The 16,792-nt window shown below is 74.8% G+C and carries 15 protein-coding genes; 13 read left to right on the top strand and 2 right to left on the bottom strand.

Going from position 1 to position 16,792, the window contains the following annotated elements; all coding sequences use genetic code 11:
• Positions 1–82 precede the first annotated feature (82 nt).
• The 9 genes from ACN20G_RS05480 to mutM all read left to right on the top strand — a co-directional run bounded on the left by ACN20G_RS05480 (position 83) and on the right by mutM (position 9,471).
• Positions 83–1,753: a DAK2 domain-containing protein gene (locus ACN20G_RS05480; RefSeq protein ID WP_424211585.1), complete on the top strand. Its 1,671-nt coding sequence runs from the start codon at positions 83–85 to the stop codon at positions 1,751–1,753.
• 47 nt (positions 1,754–1,800) lie between these two features.
• The gene (recG, locus tag ACN20G_RS05475) at positions 1,801–4,095 is read left to right on the top strand and encodes an ATP-dependent DNA helicase RecG (protein WP_424211584.1); all 2,295 of its coding nucleotides are present in this window, start codon (positions 1,801–1,803) and stop codon (positions 4,093–4,095) included.
• 19 nt (positions 4,096–4,114) lie between these two features.
• Positions 4,115–4,747 (top strand): 16S rRNA (guanine(966)-N(2))-methyltransferase RsmD, encoded by a 633-nt coding sequence (rsmD, locus tag ACN20G_RS05470; RefSeq protein WP_424211583.1) that lies wholly within the window; start codon positions 4,115–4,117, stop codon positions 4,745–4,747.
• 108 nt (positions 4,748–4,855) lie between these two features.
• On the top strand, positions 4,856–5,335 hold the full coding sequence (gene coaD, locus ACN20G_RS05465; protein ID WP_424211582.1) for a pantetheine-phosphate adenylyltransferase: 480 nt from the start codon (positions 4,856–4,858) through the stop codon (positions 5,333–5,335).
• A gap of 146 nt (positions 5,336–5,481) precedes the next feature.
• Positions 5,482–6,624, top strand: coding sequence for a cell division initiation protein (locus tag ACN20G_RS05460; protein ID WP_424211581.1), 1,143 nt, complete (start codon positions 5,482–5,484; stop codon positions 6,622–6,624).
• A 166-nt stretch (positions 6,625–6,790) separates the two neighbouring features.
• Entirely contained in the window at positions 6,791–7,438 is a 648-nt protein-coding gene (locus ACN20G_RS05455; RefSeq protein WP_424215381.1) for a YceD family protein, read from the top strand.
• Between the two features lie 2 nt (positions 7,439–7,440).
• Entirely contained in the window at positions 7,441–7,614 is a 174-nt protein-coding gene (rpmF, locus tag ACN20G_RS05450) for a 50S ribosomal protein L32 (RefSeq protein ID WP_003957604.1), read from the top strand.
• A 19-nt stretch (positions 7,615–7,633) separates the two neighbouring features.
• Positions 7,634–8,431: a ribonuclease III gene (gene rnc, locus ACN20G_RS05445; RefSeq protein WP_424211580.1), complete on the top strand. Its 798-nt coding sequence runs from the start codon at positions 7,634–7,636 to the stop codon at positions 8,429–8,431.
• 185 nt (positions 8,432–8,616) lie between these two features.
• Positions 8,617–9,471 carry a bifunctional DNA-formamidopyrimidine glycosylase/DNA-(apurinic or apyrimidinic site) lyase gene (mutM, locus tag ACN20G_RS05440; protein WP_424211579.1) on the top strand — a complete coding sequence of 285 codons (855 nt, stop codon included), beginning with the start codon at positions 8,617–8,619 and terminating at the stop codon, positions 9,469–9,471.
• On the opposite strand, the gene ACN20G_RS05435 is transcribed toward mutM, so the two are convergent.
• Positions 9,447–9,887, bottom strand: coding sequence for a winged helix-turn-helix transcriptional regulator (locus ACN20G_RS05435; RefSeq protein ID WP_424211578.1), 441 nt, complete (start codon positions 9,885–9,887; stop codon positions 9,447–9,449). The two genes, mutM and ACN20G_RS05435, sit on opposite strands and share 25 nt — an antisense overlap.
• A 150-nt stretch (positions 9,888–10,037) precedes the next feature.
• On the opposite strand from ACN20G_RS05435, the gene ACN20G_RS05430 reads away from it, so the two are divergent.
• Positions 10,038–10,643, top strand: coding sequence for a flavodoxin family protein (locus ACN20G_RS05430; protein WP_424211577.1), 606 nt, complete (start codon positions 10,038–10,040; stop codon positions 10,641–10,643).
• Between the two features lie 102 nt (positions 10,644–10,745).
• Here the strand turns inward: ACN20G_RS05430 and ACN20G_RS05425 are convergent, their stop codons facing one another.
• Entirely contained in the window at positions 10,746–11,666 is a 921-nt protein-coding gene (locus ACN20G_RS05425) for a CAP domain-containing protein (RefSeq protein ID WP_424211576.1), read from the bottom strand.
• A gap of 160 nt (positions 11,667–11,826) precedes the next feature.
• On the opposite strand from ACN20G_RS05425, the gene ACN20G_RS05420 reads away from it, so the two are divergent.
• From ACN20G_RS05420 to ACN20G_RS05410, 3 genes are all read left to right on the top strand, one after another.
• The gene (locus ACN20G_RS05420; protein ID WP_424211575.1) at positions 11,827–12,108 is read left to right on the top strand and encodes an acylphosphatase; all 282 of its coding nucleotides are present in this window, start codon (positions 11,827–11,829) and stop codon (positions 12,106–12,108) included.
• Positions 12,109–12,470: 362 nt separating this feature from the next.
• Positions 12,471–12,680, top strand: coding sequence for a hypothetical protein (locus ACN20G_RS05415; RefSeq protein ID WP_424211574.1), 210 nt, complete (start codon positions 12,471–12,473; stop codon positions 12,678–12,680).
• Positions 12,681–13,014: 334 nt separating this feature from the next.
• The gene (locus ACN20G_RS05410; protein ID WP_424211573.1) at positions 13,015–16,713 is read left to right on the top strand and encodes a chromosome segregation SMC family protein; all 3,699 of its coding nucleotides are present in this window, start codon (positions 13,015–13,017) and stop codon (positions 16,711–16,713) included.
• The last annotated feature ends 79 nt before the right edge of the window (positions 16,714–16,792 follow it).

Raw genomic sequence — 16,792 nt, 5'->3', positions numbered from 1 at the left:
GCCGGCGGGGGGAAACTACGATGACGCCGACGGACACCGCCCCCGGCCGGTGAACCCCGGCCCGCACAAGGAGGAACACCCGGTGCCGCACGAGCCCCAGACCCCGACCGGCGTGCTCGACGCGGCCGCCGTGCGCGCCTGGACCTCCCTGGTCTCGGCCGGTCTCGGCCGGGCCCGGGCCGACCTCGACGCGATCAACGTCTACCCGATCGCCGACGCCGACACCGGCACCAACCTGGCCCTCACCGCCGACTCCGGGGCCGCCGCCGTCGCCGACCTGTGGCGGACCGCCGACACCGACCCCGCCGCCCCCCACCCCACCCTCGACGCCACCGTCCGCGCCTACGCCCGCGGTGCCCTCCTCGGCGCCCGCGGCAACTCCGGCACGATCCTCGCCCAGCTCCTGCGCGGGGTCGCCGACGGCCTCACCGCCCCGACCGCCGAGGGCCCCGACGGCGACCCCGGCCCCGACCTGGCCCGCGCCCTGGGCGACGCCGCCGACGCCGCCTACCGGGCCGTGGCCCACCCCGTCGAGGGCACCATGCTCACCGTGGCCCGCGCCGCCGCCGACGCCGCCCGCGAACTCCCCGCCGACGCCGGCCCGCTGCCCCGCGCCCGCGCCGCCCACGACGCCGCCCGCACCGCGCTCGCCCGCACCCCCGACCAACTCGCCGCCCTCGGCCGCGCCGGGGTCGTCGACGCCGGCGGCTGCGGACTGGTCACCGTCCTGGACGCGCTGTGCCAGGCCCTGTCCGGGGAACGCCACGACCCCGAACCCGTGCCCGGCCCGGCCGTGCCCGTGGTCCCGCAGCCCGGCACCCCCTGCGAACGGCAACTGGACGGGCCCCGCTTCGAGGTGGTGTACCTCCTCGACGCCGAGGAACCGGCCGTCGACACCCTGCGCACCCGGCTCGACCGGCTCGGCGACTCCCTCGTCGTCGTCGGCGGCGACGGCCTGTGGAACGTGCACGTGCACGTCGACGACCCCGGCGCCGCCGTCGAGGCCGGGGTCGAGGCCGGCCGGCCGCACCGGATCCGCGTCACGCACTTCGGCGACGCCCACGACCGCGCCCGCACCCGCGCCACCCGCACCGGCCGCACCGTCGTCGCCGTCCTGCCCGGCGAGGGCCTGGCCGAACTCTGCGCCGCCGCCGACGCCCACCCCGTCCCCGCCCACCCCGACACCCCGCCCTCGGCCGCCGAACTCGCCGCCGCCCTCACCGCCACCGGCGCCGCCGAGGTCGTCCTCCTCACAGGCCTGCCCGAACTGCGCCCCGCCGCCGCCCTCGCCGCCGAGGAGGCCCGCGCCGACGGGATCCGCGTGGCCGTCATCCCCACCCGCTCCCCGGTGCAGAGCCTGGCCGCCCTCGCCGTCCACGATCCCGCCGGCGGCTTCGACGAGGACGTCATCGCCATGACCGCCGCCGCCGGCGCCACCCGCCACGGCGAACTCACCGTCGCCGCCGCCCGCTCCTTCACCTCCGCCGGAATCTGCCAGGCCGGCGACGTGCTCGGCCTCATCGACGGGGACGTGGCCGTCATCGGCACCGACCTCGCCGACACCGCCGTCACCGTCCTGGACCGGATGCTCGGCCCCGGCGGCGAACTCGTCACCCTCGTCCTCGGCGAGGACGCCCCCGAGGACCTCGCCGCCCGACTCGAAGGGCACGTCCGCGCCCGGCACCTCGCCGTGGACACCGTCACCTACCGGGGCGGCCGGCACAGCGCCCCGCTGCTCATCGGCGTCGAATAGCGCGGGGGCCGACCCCGACTGTCGGCCCCATGGTGTGCAATGGACCGGTGCACGCGCTCAACGAGACCCCCGCCGACCCGTTCGCCGAACCCCTGCGCAAGACCCTCGGCGCCGCCACCGCCAAGGTCCTCGCGGACCACCTCGACCTGCACACCGTCGGGGACCTGCTCCACCACTACCCGCGCAAGTACGCCGAGCGCGGCGAACTGACCCCGCTCGCCGAACTCTCCGACCAGATCGACGAGCACGTCACCGTCGTCGCCCAGGTCGCCGAGGCCCGCGTGCTCACCTTCAACGGCGGCCGCGGCAAACGCCTGGAGGTCACCCTCACCGACGGCTCCGGCCGGCTCCAGCTCGTGTTCTTCGGCTCCGGGGTGCACAAACCGCAGAAGGAACTGCTGCCCGGCACCCGCGGCATGTTCGCCGGCAAGGTCGGGGTCTTCAACCACCGCCTCCAGCTCGCCCACCCCGCCTACCAGACCCTCGGCGGCCCCCTCGTGGACGCCGACGGTGCGGCCGCCGACGCGGCCGCCGTGGACGCCTTCGCCGGCCGGCTCCTGCCGCTCTACCCGGCCTGCAAACAACTGGAGTCCTGGAAGATCGCCAAGGCCGTCGACGCGGTGCTGCCGCGCGCCGCCGAGGCCGTCGACCCGCTCCCGCCCGCCCTGCGCGCCGGCCGCGGCCTGCAACCCCTGGCCGAGGCCCTGTACGCCGTGCACCGGCCCCGCACCAAGGCCGAGATCGAGACCGCCCGCCAACGTCTCAAATGGGACGAGGCGTTCGTCCTCCAGGTCGCCCTCGCCCGCCGCCGGCACGCCGAGACCCAGATCCCCGCCGTCGCCCGCCGCCCCGTGCCCGGCGGCCTCCTCGACGCCTTCGACGCCCGACTGCCCTTCACCCTCACCGAGGGCCAGCGCACCGTCAGCGCCGAGATCTTCGCCGACCTGGCCACCGAACACCCCATGCACCGGCTGCTGCAGGGCGAGGTCGGCAGCGGCAAGACCATGGTGGCCCTGCGCGCGATGCTCGCCGTGGTCGACGCCGGCGGCCAGGCCGCGATGCTCGCCCCCACCGAGGTCCTCGCCCAGCAGCACCACCGCTCCATCGTCGAGATGATGGGCGACCTCGCCGAGGCCGGCCTGCTCGGCGGCTCCGACCTGGGCACCAAGGTGGTCCTGCTCACCGGCTCCATGGGCGCCGCCGCCCGCCGCCAGGCCCTCCTCGACCTCGTCACCGGGGAAGCGGGCCTGGTCATCGGCACCCACGCCCTCATCGAGGACAAGGTCACCTTCCACGACCTCGGCCTCGTGGTGGTCGACGAACAGCACCGGTTCGGCGTGGAACAGCGCGACGCCCTGCGCGCCAAGGGCAAACAACCCCCGCACCTGCTCGTCATGACGGCCACCCCCATCCCGCGCACCGTCGCCATGACCGTCTTCGGCGACCTGGAGACCTCCGTCCTCGACCAGCTCCCGGCCGGCCGGTCCCCGATCGTCACCCACGTGGTGCCCGCCCGCGACAAACCCCACTTCCTGACCCGCGCCTGGGAGCGCGTGCGCGAGGAGGTGGAGGCCGGCCACCAGGCGTACGTGGTCTGCCCCCGCATCGGCGACGAGGAGGACGACCCCAAGGCCGGGAAGGCCGCCAAGACGGCGAAGGCGGTCAAGGGCGCCAAGGCCCGGCCGCGCGCCGCCGAGGAGGCCGACGGGCCCGACGGCGACGACAAGCGCCCCCCGCTCGCCGTCCTCGACATCGCCGCCCGACTGGCCGGAGGCCCCCTCGCCGGACTCGTGGTCGAGGTCCTGCACGGCCGCATGGACCCCGCCGACAAGGACGACGTGATGCGCCGCTTCGCCGCCGGCGAGGTGCACGTGCTGGTCGCCACCACCGTCATCGAGGTCGGCGTCAACGTCCCCAACTCCACCGTCATGGTCATCATGGACGCGGACCGGTTCGGCGTCTCCCAGCTCCACCAGCTGCGCGGCCGGGTCGGCCGGGGCTCCGCGCCCGGCCTGTGCCTCCTGGTCAGCGAGGCCCACGAGGCCGGCCCCGCCCGAGCCCGCCTCGGCGCCGTGGCCGCCACCCTCGACGGCTTCGAGCTCTCCCGCGTGGACCTCGAACAGCGCCGCGAGGGCGACGTGCTCGGCCAGGCCCAGTCCGGCGTGCGCTCCTCCCTGCGCGTCCTCGCCGTCATCGAGGACGAGGAGGTCATCGCCGCCGCCCGCGAGGAAGCCACGCGCGTGGTGGCCGAGGACCCCGAACTCCTCGGGCTGCCCGCTCTGCGCACCACCCTCGACGCGCTGCTCGACGCCGAGCGCGAGCGCTACCTCGACAAGGGGTGAACCCCGCGCAGGCCATATCGTGGACGGGCGGGGGTCACCACCGACCCCGCCCGTCCCGTTCCCGAACCGCAAGGACCCGCAGATGACCCGCGTGATCGCCGGCACCGCCGGCGGCCGACGCCTGGCCGTGCCCCCCGGCACCGGCACCCGCCCCACCTCGGACCGGGCGCGCGAGGGCCTCTTCTCCACCTGGGACTCCCTGCACGAGATCGCGGGCGCCCGCGTCCTCGACCTCTACGGCGGCTCCGGAGCCGTCGGCCTGGAGGCCCTCTCGCGCGGCGCCGCCCACGCCCTCCTCGTCGAGGCCGACCCCAAGGCCGCCCGCGTGATCCGCGAGAACATCGCCGCCCTGCGGCTGCCCGGCGCCGAGGCCCGCACCGGCCGCGCCGAGCAGATCGCCGCCGGCCCCGCCCCCGCCGACCCCTACGACCTCGTCTTCCTCGACCCGCCCTACGCCGTCGAGAACGCCGAACTGTGCGCCATCCTGCGCGCGCTGGCCGACGGCGGCTGGCTCGCCGAGGACGCCCTGATCACCGCCGAACGCGCCACCCGCGGCGGCGTCTTCCCGTGGCCGGAGGGCTTCGAACCACTGCGCTCGCGCCGCTACGGCGAGGGCACCCTCTGGTACGCCCGGGCCGTCGACGCCGGGTGACCGGCGCCGCGTGACCCGGCCGGGTCCGCGCGCCGTCCCGCGCCCGGACCCGCAACCGCACCACCCGCACCACCCGTCCCGCATCCGTCCCGAACCCCAGGAGTCCCGTTGCGCCGCGCCGTCTGCCCCGGATCCTTCGACCCGATCACCAACGGGCACCTCGACATCATCGGACGCGCCTCCAAGCTCTACGACGTGCTCCACGTCGTCGTCATGATCAACCCCAAGAAGCAGGGCCTGTTCACCGTCGAGGAGCGCATCGAACTGATCCGCGAGGCCACCGCCGACCTCGGCAACGTCGAGGTCGAGTCCTTCCGGGGCCTGCTCGTCGACTACTGCAAGGAGCGGGAGATCGCGGCCATCGTCAAGGGGCTGCGCGCCGCCTCCGACTTCGAGTACGAACTCCAGATGGCCCAGATGAACCACGGGCTCACCGGGGTCGAGACCCTGTTCATGCCCACCTCCCCCACCTACAGCTTCCTGTCCTCCTCCCTGGTGAAGGAGGTCGCCGGCTGGGGCGGGGACGTCTCCCCGATGCTGCCCCCCACCGTGCACACCGCCCTCCTGGAGCGCCTCGACCGCCACTGAGCGACGCCGGGACGACACGCGCCCCCTTCGGTGTCCCCCGTTCGCGCGGTTGTGGCCCGCACACCCCCGTCGGCGGGCGGGGACGGCCCTACAGTCGTCCCCGCCCGTCTCGGGAACCACCCGAGGCCGAGAGAGTGCGAGTCCCCATGGACATGCGGAAGGCCCCCGGCCACCCGACGCCCGGCCCGAGCGGCGCCGGCCCCGACGACAGCCCGGTCCGTCGGCCGCTCGACGCCGCCGTCGCCCTGGTCACCCACGCGCGGGCCGTGCCCGTGTCCGCCTCCTGCGTGGTCAACCGGGCCGAACTGCTCGGACTGCTCGCCGAACTCCGCGCCGCCCTGCCCGGAGCCCTCGACCGGGCCGCCGACCTCCTCGCCGGCCGGGACCACCTGGTCGCCGAGGCCCGTCGGGAGGCCGACCGGATGCTGTCCGGCGCCCGTACCCGCCGCGAGCACCTCGTCTCCGAGACCGAGGTCGCGCGCGGGGCGCACGCCGAGGCCGAACGGGCCCTGGCCGAGGCCCGCGCCGAGGCCGCCGTGATCCGCGCCGAGGCGGAGGACTGGGTGGACGCCAAGCTCGCCAACTTCGAGGCCGTGCTCGCCAAGACCCACGGCTCCGTCGTCCGGGGCCGGGCCCGGCTCGCCACCGGCGCCGTCGACCCCCTCGACCCCGCCGACCCGGCCCCGCCCGAGCCCACCGGCGACCCGGCCGAGGCCCGCCGGCGCGCCGACGCCTACGCCGACGCCCGGCTCGCCTCCCTGGAGGCCGTGCTCGCCGACACCCTCGACGCCGTCGGCCGGGGCCGGGCCAAACTCCAGGGCCACACCGCCGGCGACGGGCTCGGCGCCCAGCTCGCGGCGCGGGACGCGGCCGAGGCGGCGGCCGGCGGCCGGGCCCGGGAGGCGGGGAGCGACGCCGAGTTCCTGGCCGGGCTGGCCGCCCCCGACCCCGAGCCGCTCGCCACGACCGGGTACGCCCCGGCCGCGACCGGCGGCGCGCACGAGGCGCCGTACGAGGCGCCGTACGACCCCGCGTACGGCCGGGCCCCCGAGTACGAGGTGTACGCCCCCTCCCTCGGGCCCGCCTACCCCGACCCCTACGGGCCCTACGAGACCTGGGGCGGCCTGCCCGGCCAGAACGTGGTGCCGGCCGGTACGCCCGGCGCCGCGCCCTCGGCCCCCGGCTCGGGGTATCCCGACCCCTACGCGGGCACCCTGGACGAGACCAGCCTCTTCGACACCTCGATGATCGACCTCTCGCGCTTCCCGCACCCCCCGGACCACCGCTGACCTGCGGCGGAAGGGGGTGCAGGGACCGGATTGGGCGCATCGGGCGGTGCCGGGTATCCTGGCTGTTCGGTCGCGCATGTGCGCGGCTGATTCGTGTGCCCGAAGTCGGCGATCTCCGGTCGCCCCCGGGCGCCCGTCACGGATCGCAACGAAAGCAGGAACGGCCCTGAACACCCGCCTCGACCACCGAAACCCCCTCGTGTTCGACACGCACGAGCTGGGTCGGCGTCCCGGTGGCATTCAGCGGCTGTCCCGCACCGTCGAGGCCCCCGCGGACCTCGGCCTCGAGACGGTCATCGGGGTGCCGGTCGGCGCCCCCGTGGAGCTCGACCTCCGCCTTGAGTCGGTCATGGAAGGGGTGCTTGTCACAGGCACCGCCCGTGCATCGGCCGTGGGGGAGTGCGTAAGGTGTCTGGAGACCGTGGAGCGCGAGCTCGAAGCGGATTTCCAGGAACTGTTCACGTACCCTGACGCCGACGACCGGGGCCGCAAGGCGGAACCGGCCGACGACGCCGAGGACGACGAGGACAGGTACTTCCTCGAGGACGGCTTGTTCGACCTCGAACCCCTGCTGCGGGACTCGGTGGTGCTCGCACTGCCGCTGCAGCCGGTGTGTCGGCAGGACTGCCTGGGACTGTGCCCCGATTGCGGGATCGGTCTCAACGCGGACCCCGACCACCACCATGACGCCGTCGACATTCGATGGGCGGCATTGCAAGGACTCGTCGCGACCGATCAGGACGACGAGAAGGACAACATGAGCGGCACTGCATCTGACGGAGTTCAGAGCGCCGCCGAGAAGCAGGAGAAGTAGCCGTGGCTGTTCCGAAGCGGAAGATGTCGCGCAGCAACACGCGCCACCGCCGGTCGCAGTGGAAGGCTGCGGTCCCCACCCTGGTTTCGTGTGAGCGTTGCCAGGAGCCGAAGCAGCAGCACATCGCGTGCCCCAGCTGCGGCACCTACAACAAGCGCCAGGTCCTCGCGGTCTGAGCGGCTGGTGAGAGGCGCAATGTCCGATCTTGCCGGCGAGAAGAAGCAGGCAGACAACAACGCGGCCTCGTCCCACACGCTTCTGGAAGGGCGGCTCGGCTATCACGTCGAGACCGCCCTTCTGGTGCGTGCGCTGACCCACCGTTCGTACGCGTACGAGAACGGCGGTCTGCCCACGAACGAGCGACTGGAGTTCCTCGGGGACTCCGTGCTCGGCCTCGTGGTCACGGACACGCTGTACCGGACCCACCCCGATCTCCCGGAGGGCCAGTTGGCCAAGCTCCGGGCCGCGGTGGTCAATTCTCGGGCGCTCGCGGAGGTCGGTCGCGGTCTGGAACTCGGCTCCTTCATCCGGCTCGGCCGCGGTGAAGAGGGCACGGGTGGCCGGGACAAGGCATCGATCCTGGCCGACACCCTCGAAGCGGTGATCGGCGCGGTCTATCTGGACCAGGGCCTCGACGCGGCCTCGGAGCTGGTTCACCGGCTCTTCGACCCGCTGATCGAGAAGTCCTCCAACCTCGGTGCCGGCCTGGACTGGAAGACCAGTCTCCAGGAGCTCACGGCCGCCGAGGGTCTCGGCGTACCGGAATACCTGGTGACCGAGACCGGCCCGGACCACGAGAAGACCTTCACAGCTGCCGCCCGCGTCGGTGGTGTCTCGTACGGCACCGGCACCGGCCGCAGCAAGAAGGAAGCGGAGCAGCAGGCCGCGGAGTCCGCTTGGCGGGCCATCCGTGCGGCCGCCGACGAACGGATCGCGGCGCAGGCCGCGGCCGAGGTCGGCGAGGTCGGCACCGGAGCGTCCACCGGGGCCTGAGCCCCGTGAGCGCGCCGTCCGGTCTCGGCTCCCTTCCCCGAGCACGGTCCCCGTACCGTCCCCGTGTCCCGTCGCCCCCTCGGGGGAGGCGGGACACGGGTGTGTCCGGGGTCGTTATCGTGGGCCGACGGCGCGACCCGGGCCGAGGTGGCGCGGGCGGCCGGTGAGCACAGGGGAGGACGCGCGTGCCCGAGTTGCCCGAGGTGGAGGTCGTCCGGCGGGGACTGGAACGCTGGATCGCGGGGCGGACCGTGGCCGGGGTGGAGGTGCTGCACCCGCGCGCGGTGCGCCGGCACCTGGCCGGCGGCCCGGACTTCGCGGCCCGGCTGACCGGACGGACCCTGGGGGTGCCGAGCCGACGGGGCAAGTACCTGTGGCTGCCCCTGGACGGCGACCTCGCGGTGCTGGGGCACCTGGGGATGAGCGGGCAGTTGCTCGTGCAGCCGTCGACGGCCCCGGCGGAGAAGCACCTGCGGGTGCGGATCGGGTTCGCGGACGGGGCCGACACCGAGCTGCGGTTCGTGGACCAGCGGACCTTCGGCGGCCTGAGCCTGCACCCGACCACGCCCGAGGGGCTGCCCGACGTCATCGGGCACATCGCCCGCGACCCCCTGGACCCCCTCTTCGACGAGGAGCTCTACCACCGGGCGCTGCGGGCCAAGCGCACCACGATCAAGCGGGCGCTGCTGGACCAGTCGCTGATCAGCGGGGTCGGCAACATCTACGCGGACGAGTCGCTGTGGCGCGCCCGGCTGCACTACGAGCGGCCCACAGCCGGGATCTCCCGGGCCAAGAGCGCGGAACTGCTCGGGCACGTGCGGGAGGTCATGTCGGCGGCGCTGGCCGTGGGCGGCACCAGCTTCGACAGCCTGTACGTGAACGTCAACGGCGAGTCGGGCTACTTCGACCGGTCGCTGGACGCGTACGGGCGCGAGGACGAGCCGTGTCGGCGCTGCGGGGCGCCGATCCGGCGACGGCCGTGGATGAACCGGTCGAGCTACTTCTGTCCGCGCTGTCAGCGACCGGCGCGCGCGTCGTAGGACTCGCGGGCGCTGAGGACGCCGGGCATGGCCTCCTCCAGGTGGTCGATCATGACGAGGAGCTTCTCGGCCACGCCCCGCCCGGCCTCGGTCAGTTCGTAGTCCACCCGCGGCGGGTTGGTGGGCTGGGCCTCGCGGCGCACGAGCCCGTCGCGTTCGAGGGCGTGCAGGGTCTGGGAGAGCATCTTCTCGCTGACGCCCTCGACGCGGCGGCGCAGCTCGTTGAAGCGGTGCGCGCCGTCGTGCAGGGCGGTCAGGGTCAGCGTGCCCCAGCGGCCGGTGACGTGTTCGAGTACCTCGCGGGAGGGGCAGGCCCGCGCGAAGACGTCGAAGGCGAGGGCGCTCGCGCAGGCCGCTTCGTCGAGCGCGGGGTCGGCGGCGGGCGGGGCGGCCTCGGGGCGGGGGGTCGAGTCCATGGAGCAAGCGTACTCCCGGGCAGCGCTGTGTACAGGATTGCGCTTTCTAAAAGTTAGTGCTTTCCTTTTCGCAGTGCTCGACGGTGCCGGCCCCCGGTCGTCCCGGCCCGCGCACCGTCCTGCCCGTCACCGCTTTCACAGGAGCCCCTCGTGTCCGAGAACACCGCCGCCCCCGTCGTCTCCGTCGCCTACCACTCCGGCTACGGCCACACCGCCGTCATCGCCGAGGCGGTCCGCGCCGGCGCCGCAGACGCCGGTGCCACCGTCCACCTCGTCGCCGTGGACACCATCACCGAGGAGCAGTGGGGGCAGCTCGACGCCTCCGACGCCATCGTCTTCGGCTCGCCCACCTACATGGGCACCGCCTCCGGCGCCTTCCACGTCTTCGCCGAGGCCACCTCCAAGCGCTGGTTCGGCGACGCCTGGCAGGACAAGCTCGCGGCCGGCTTCACCAACTCCGGCTCCAAGAGCGGCGACAAGCTGCACACCCTCCAGTTCTTCCAGACCCTCGCCGCCCAGCACGGCATGACCTGGGTGAACCTGGGCCTCAAGCCCGGCTGGAACTCCTCCACCGGCTCCGAGAACGACCTCAACCGCCTCGGCTTCTTCTCCGGCGCCGCCGCCCAGTCCAACTCCGACGAGGGCCCGGACGCCGTGCACAAGGCCGACATCGCCACCGCCGAGCACCTCGGCGCCCGGGTCGCGCGCGCCGCCCTGGTGCGCAACGCGGGCCTGGCCGCGCTGGCCGCCGCCTGATCCGCGCCCGTTCCCGCGCACACGCCGAAACGGCGGGCGCCGACCCCCTCCTCCCGCGTGGGAGTGGGGGTCGGCGCCCGCCGTTTCGCGCGTCCGACCGGCTCAGAAGCCGAAGAGCTGGGTCCACCAGGGGCCGCCGGAGCCGGTGGCCACGCCCACGCCGAGGGTGCGGAATTCGCAGTCGAGTATGTTCGCGCGGTGCTCCGGATCACCCATCCAGGCCGCCATCACCGAGGCCGCGTCACCCTGCCCGCGCCCGATGTTCTCGGCCGCCAGGCCCGAGATCCCGGCCGCGTCGGCCCGGTCCCAGGGGGTCCGGCCGTCGGGGTCGACGTGGTCGAAGAACCCGCGCTCCTTCATGTCCTTGGAGAAGGCGCCGGCCAGCGCGGCCAGCGGCGGATTGGCCCGCACCGGCCGGCAGCCCACCTTGGCCCGCTCCACGTTGACCAGGGCCAGCACGGCGGCCTCCTCGGCCGAGTGCCCCGTGTCCACGCTCGGGGAGGAGGACGGGGAGGGCTTCGCGGACGGGCTCGCGCTCGGCGAGGGCCTCGCGGCCGGGGTGTTCGCGACGGCGGCCCCCGGGGTCGCGCTCGACCTCGGCTCCGACTTCGGCTTCGGCGGGGTGACCGGGGCGCTCGTGGCGCTCGTGCTCGGGGCCGCCGGGGCGGCGGTGCTCGCGCTCGGCGAGGGCTTCGCGGCCGGAGCGGAGGGCGCGGGCGAGGCGGAGGGCGCGGCGGGGGAGGGGGAGGCGGACGGGGTGGGGTCCGCGCCCCGACCCGACAGGCTCGCGAGCCCGTCCTGCCCGTCCACCGCGTTCTGCGGGGCCGGGCTCGCCTGCGCCCGGGCCTCCTCGGCGGAGCTCGGCTGCCGGCCCACCCAGGGGAAGGCGTCGCCGACCGGGACCAGGCCGCCCGCGACGGCGCCGGTGCCCAGCACCACGCCCGCCGAGAGCACGACCAGTCCGTTGCGCACGGCGCCGGCGCGGCCGGGGCGGCGAGGGGCGGGGTTGCGGTGACGTCCCATCGTCGGTCCTTCCGGGCGGGGCGCGAGAAGGCGGCCGGCCCGCGGGAAGGGGGGCCGCCGCGCTCACCCGAACGGGTGAGGGGTATCAGACGGCGACCCTACGGCATGGGGACGGGGGCGGGAGGTGTGGCGAAGGCGACGCTCCGGTTAGCGTTCGGGCATGAACGAGGACGTCCGGATGACCGCGTGGGTACGCGGCCGTGTACAGCGCGTGGGGTTTCGATGGTTCACCAGGGCAAACGCTCTGGAGATCGGGGGGCTGACGGGTTTCGCCCTCAACCTCGACGACGGTCGGGTGCAGGTGGTGGCCGAGGGGCGACGTGAGAATTGCCACCGCCTGCTGGAGTGGCTGCACTCCGACGACACGCCCGGACACGTGGAGGGCGTCACCGAAATCTGGGGACCCGCGCGCGGCGGCTACGAAGGGTTCGCGATCCGCTGATCATCGTTCCATCGGATCCGCCTACTGTCCGTATGGATCTCCAGACCCGTCCGGAACTGCGCGTTTGTGCTCGCGCGGGTGACCGGGTCCGTTGCCGACGGGGCCGCCGGCCGGCACCCTCGAAGGGTGGGCACCGGCCCGGAACCCTTGGGGGGAACGGGCGCGGAGCCGAACCCGGGCGTGATCGTGTTGACCGTCAAACTTTTTGGTGAGACGCTGGAAGCCCCGCGCACCTGAGCCGTTCCGACAGTGCCCACAGTGCGAGCGCAGTTACTGAGAGGTACTGGCAGGACGTCGCGGGTGCGATTCCCTCACGACCCACACCACTTCGGTCGGTCACTCAGTGTGGAGGACCATCCATCATGGCAAAGGCGCTTCTCGGTTACGTCGGCGGCTCCGACCCGCGACTCCTCTCCGAGATGCGACGGCTTCAGCAGCGCGTCCAGGACCTCGAATCCGAGCTCGTACGGATCCAGTCCGAGAACGACGCGCTCAACGCTGCCGCAGCTCAGCACGGAGACTCGCTGCTGGACATGGACATCGACGTTTCGGCAGAGCCCGCGCTCACCTGATTCCCGTTGTCGTCCCGCCGCCCGACCCCGCCGCGCACGCTCGCACCACAGCACGGCGCACCACCCGCATCACGGCAGTACCACGCAACCTCGTGATCACGCGGCACGTCGGGCACCACCGCTCGTCGGCATGACCCGCACATGATCTGCAAGGGGCGCTCCGGCGTCCCTTCTGTCATGTCCGGGGTCTGCCCGACGCCCGGTCCGCCGGCCCCGGCCGGCCTCTTCCGCCTCCCCCGCCCGGGGCAATCCCGGGCCCCTCACGATCCTTGAGGTCTTCTCTGCCCTGTGCCTTCCCCGGCGAAACCGAAAGGCCCGGGTAGAGTCCGGCGGCGTGCACCTCAAGGCCCTCACCCTGCGGGGATTCAAATCCTTCGCCTCCGCGACCACCCTCCGATTCGAGCCCGGCATCACCTGTGTCGTGGGACCCAACGGCTCCGGCAAGTCGAATGTGGTCGACGCCCTTTCCTGGGTGATGGGGGAGCAGGGGGCGAAATCCCTGCGCGGCGGGAAGATGGAGGACGTGATCTTCGCCGGCTCCGGCGGCCGACCCGCCCTGGGCCGGGCGGAAGTGTCCCTGACCATCGACAACACCGACGGGGCCCTCCCCATCGACTACGCCGAGGTCACCCTCACCCGCACCATGTTCCGCAATGGCGGCAGCGAATACCGGCTCAACGGGGACACCTGCCGGCTCCTCGACATTCAGGAACTCCTCTCGGATTCCGGTATCGGCCGCGAGATGCACGTGGTCGTCGGACAGGGACAACTCGACTCCGTCCTGCACGCCGACCCGATGGGCCGCCGCGCCTTCATCGAAGAGGCCGCCGGAGTCCTCAAGCACCGCAAGCGAAAAGAGAAGGCGCTGCGGAAACTCGACGCGATGAAGGCGAATCTCGCGCGGGTCTCCGACCTCACCGAGGAACTGCGCCGGCAGCTCGGGCCGCTGGGCCGGCAGGCCGCCGTGGCCCGGAGGGCCTCCGTCATCCAGGCCGACCTGCGCGACGCCCGCCTGCGGCTGCTCGCCGACGACCTGCTCGTGCTGCGCCGCGCCCTGGCCGCCGAGCTCGCCGACGAGGCGGCCCTGCGCACCGCGAAGGAGAAGGCCGAGGCCGAACTCGCGACCGCCCTGCGCGAGGAGTCCGAGCTGGAGGCGGCGGTCCGGGAGCTCGGGCCGCGCGTGGCCGCCGCCCGACAGTGCTGGTACGACCTGTCGGGGCTGGTCGAACGGGTCCGGGGCACCGCCGAGCTCGCCGAGGCCCGGGTGCGCGGCGCCGTGGCCCCGGTGGAGGAGGAGCGACGCGGCCGGGACCCCGAGGAGCTGGCCCGGGAGGCCGAACGGGTCCGGGAACGCGAGGCCGAACTGGCCGGGGCCGCCGAGACCGCGCGGGCCGTGCTGGAGGAGGCCGTGGAGCGCCGCACCGCGCTGGAGGAGGAGCTGGCGACGGAGGAACGCCGGCTGCGCGACGCCGCCCGGGCCCTGGCCGACCGCCGCGAGGGCCTGGCCCGGCTCACCGGCCGGCTGGGCGCGGCCCGGTCCAGGGCGCACGCCGCCCGCGAGGGCATCGAGGGGCTGGAGCGGGCCCGGGACGCGGCCGTGCGCCGGGCCGCCGAGGCCGGTGCCGAGCACGCGGCCCTGGCCGAGATCGTGGCCGCTCAGGAGGGCGAGGAGGCGCAGACGGCGCGGGTCCACGAGGAGGAGCGCGCCGAACTCGCCGCGCGCGACGCGGCCCTGGGCGTGGCCCGCGACACCCTCGTGGACCTGGAACGCCGGGCCGCCGCCGGCGCGGCCCGCCGCGAGGCCCTGGCCCTGGGGCTGCGCGGGGCCGACGGCTCCGAGGCGCTGGCGACGGCCGGGCCGGCCGGGGTGCTCGGCCCGGTCGCGGACCGGTTGACCGTGCTGCCCGGGCACGAGCCGGCGGTGGCCGCCGCGCTCGGCTCGGCGGCCGAGGCGCTGACGGCCGGGTCCACGGCGGACGCGGCGCGCGCCCTGGCCTGGCTGCGGGCCCAGGACGCCGGTCGGGCCACCCTGCTCATCGCCCCCGGCGCCGGGCCCGTGCCGCCGGCCCGTCGGGACCCGGCCGGGATCGGGACCGCCGGGGCCGGGGCCGAGCGGGGTGTGGGTGTGGTGCCGAGACCGCAGGCGGCCGCCGACGAGCGGACCGAGGAGCGGACCGGGGGGCCGGGCACGGCGCTCGCGGGAGCGGGGGCCGCGGCCGTGCTCCTCGACGACGTGCCCGCCCGACCGGTGCTGTCGGTGCTGGGCGGGGAGGAGTCGGTGCTGCGTGCGGTGGGCGCGCTGCTCGAAGGGCACGTGCTGGTGCCCGATCTCGCCGCCGCCGAGGAGTTGCTGCGGACCCGCCCGGAGCTGGTCGCGGTGACCGCCGAGGGCGATGTGCTGGGGGCCCGGATCGCGCGCGGCGGGGCGGCCGGCGCCCCGGGCGCCCTCCAGGTGCGGGCGGCCGTGGACGCGGTGGACGCCGAACTGGCCGAGCTGGCGGACCGGATCGCCGAGCTGACGGCGGCCCGGGAGCCGGCGCTCGCCGAGCGGGCCGAGCTCGCCGAGCGGGTGGAGGCGGGGGCGGCGCGGCTGCGCGAGTCCCAGCGGGCCCGGGCCGAGGTCGCCGCCCGCCTGGGCCGGCTCGCCGGACAGGCCAAGGGCGCGGCGGAGGAGGCCGAACGGGCCGAGTCGGCGGCGGCCGGGGCCGCCGGGGCGCTCGCCGGGGCGGAGACCGAGGTCGAGGAGTGCGCGGCCCGGCTGGCGGCGGCCGAGGAACTCTCCGGAGACGGGGACGCGCAGGAGGAACCGGACCGGACCGAACGGGACCGGCTGGCGGCCGCCGGGGTCGCGGCCCGGCAGGTGGAGACCGACGCGCGGCTGCGGCTGCGCACCGACGAGGAACGGGTGGCCGCGCTGGCCGGCCGCGCCGACTCCCTGGACCGGGCGGCCCGCGCCGAACGGGAGGCCCGGTCCCGGGCCGAGGCCCGCGCGGCCCGGCGGCGGCGCGAGGCGGAGGTGGCGCGGGCCGTCGCGGTGGGCGCCGGGGTGCTGTTGGCCCGGGTGGAGTCGGCGCTGGCCGAGGCGGCCGAGACCCGGGCCGGGGCCGAGGCGGAGCGCGGGGTGCGGGAGACGGCGCTGGCCGGGGCCCGGGACCGGGGCCGGGCCGTGAAGGGGGAACTGGACAAGCTCACCGACTCGGTGCACCGGGGCGAGGTCCTGGGCGCGGAGCAGCGGATGCGGATCGAGCAGGTGGAGACCCGGGCCCGGGAGGAGCTGGGCGTGGACCCGGAGACCCTGGTGGGGGTCTACGGGCCGGACCTGCCGGTGCCGGTGGTGCCCGAACCGGACGCGCCGGCCGACGCCGAGCCGCGCACCGTGCCCTTCGTGCGGGCCGAGCAGGAGAAGCGGTTGAAGGCCGCCGAGCGGGCCCACGAGAAGCTGGGCAAGGTCAATCCGCTGGCCCTGGAGGAGTACGCGGCCCTGGAGGAGCGGCACGCCTTCCTCGGGGAGCAGCTCGCCGACCTGCGCAAGACGCGGGCCGATCTGCTCGGCGTGGTCAAGGAGGTGGACAGGCGGGTGGAGCAGGTGTTCTCGGAGGCGTTCGCGGACACCGCGTGCGAGTTCGAGGGCGTGTTCGGGCGCTTGTTCCCGGGCGGCGAGGGCCGGCTGGTGCTGACCGACCCGGAGAACATGCTGACCACCGGGGTGGACGTGGAGGCCCGGCCGCCGGGCAAGAAGGTCAAGCGGCTCTCGCTGCTGTCGGGCGGGGAGCGCTCGTTGACGGCGGTGGCGCTGCTGGTGTCGATCTTCAAGGCGCGGCCGAGTCCCTTCTACGTGATGGACGAGGTGGAGGCGGCCCTCGACGACACCAACCTGCAACGGCTGATCGGCATCATGGCGGAGCTGCGGGAGAGCTCGCAGCTGATCGTGATCACGCACCAGAAGCGGACGATGGAGGTGGCCGACGCGCTGTACGGGGTCTCGATGCAGGGCGACGGGGTGTCCAAGGTGATCAGTCAGCGTCTGCGGTGAGCCGCGCGGGGGCCGCCCCCCGTTGGCGATGTTCGGCTGGTGCCGGCCCGTTTCGTGTGCGCCACTGGAGGAACACGAG

Source organism: Streptomyces dryopteridis, from assembly GCF_049606955.1.
In the GTDB taxonomy this organism is placed as follows: domain Bacteria; phylum Actinomycetota; class Actinomycetes; order Streptomycetales; family Streptomycetaceae; genus Streptomyces.
This window is presented reverse-complemented; position numbering and strand designations above follow the sequence as displayed.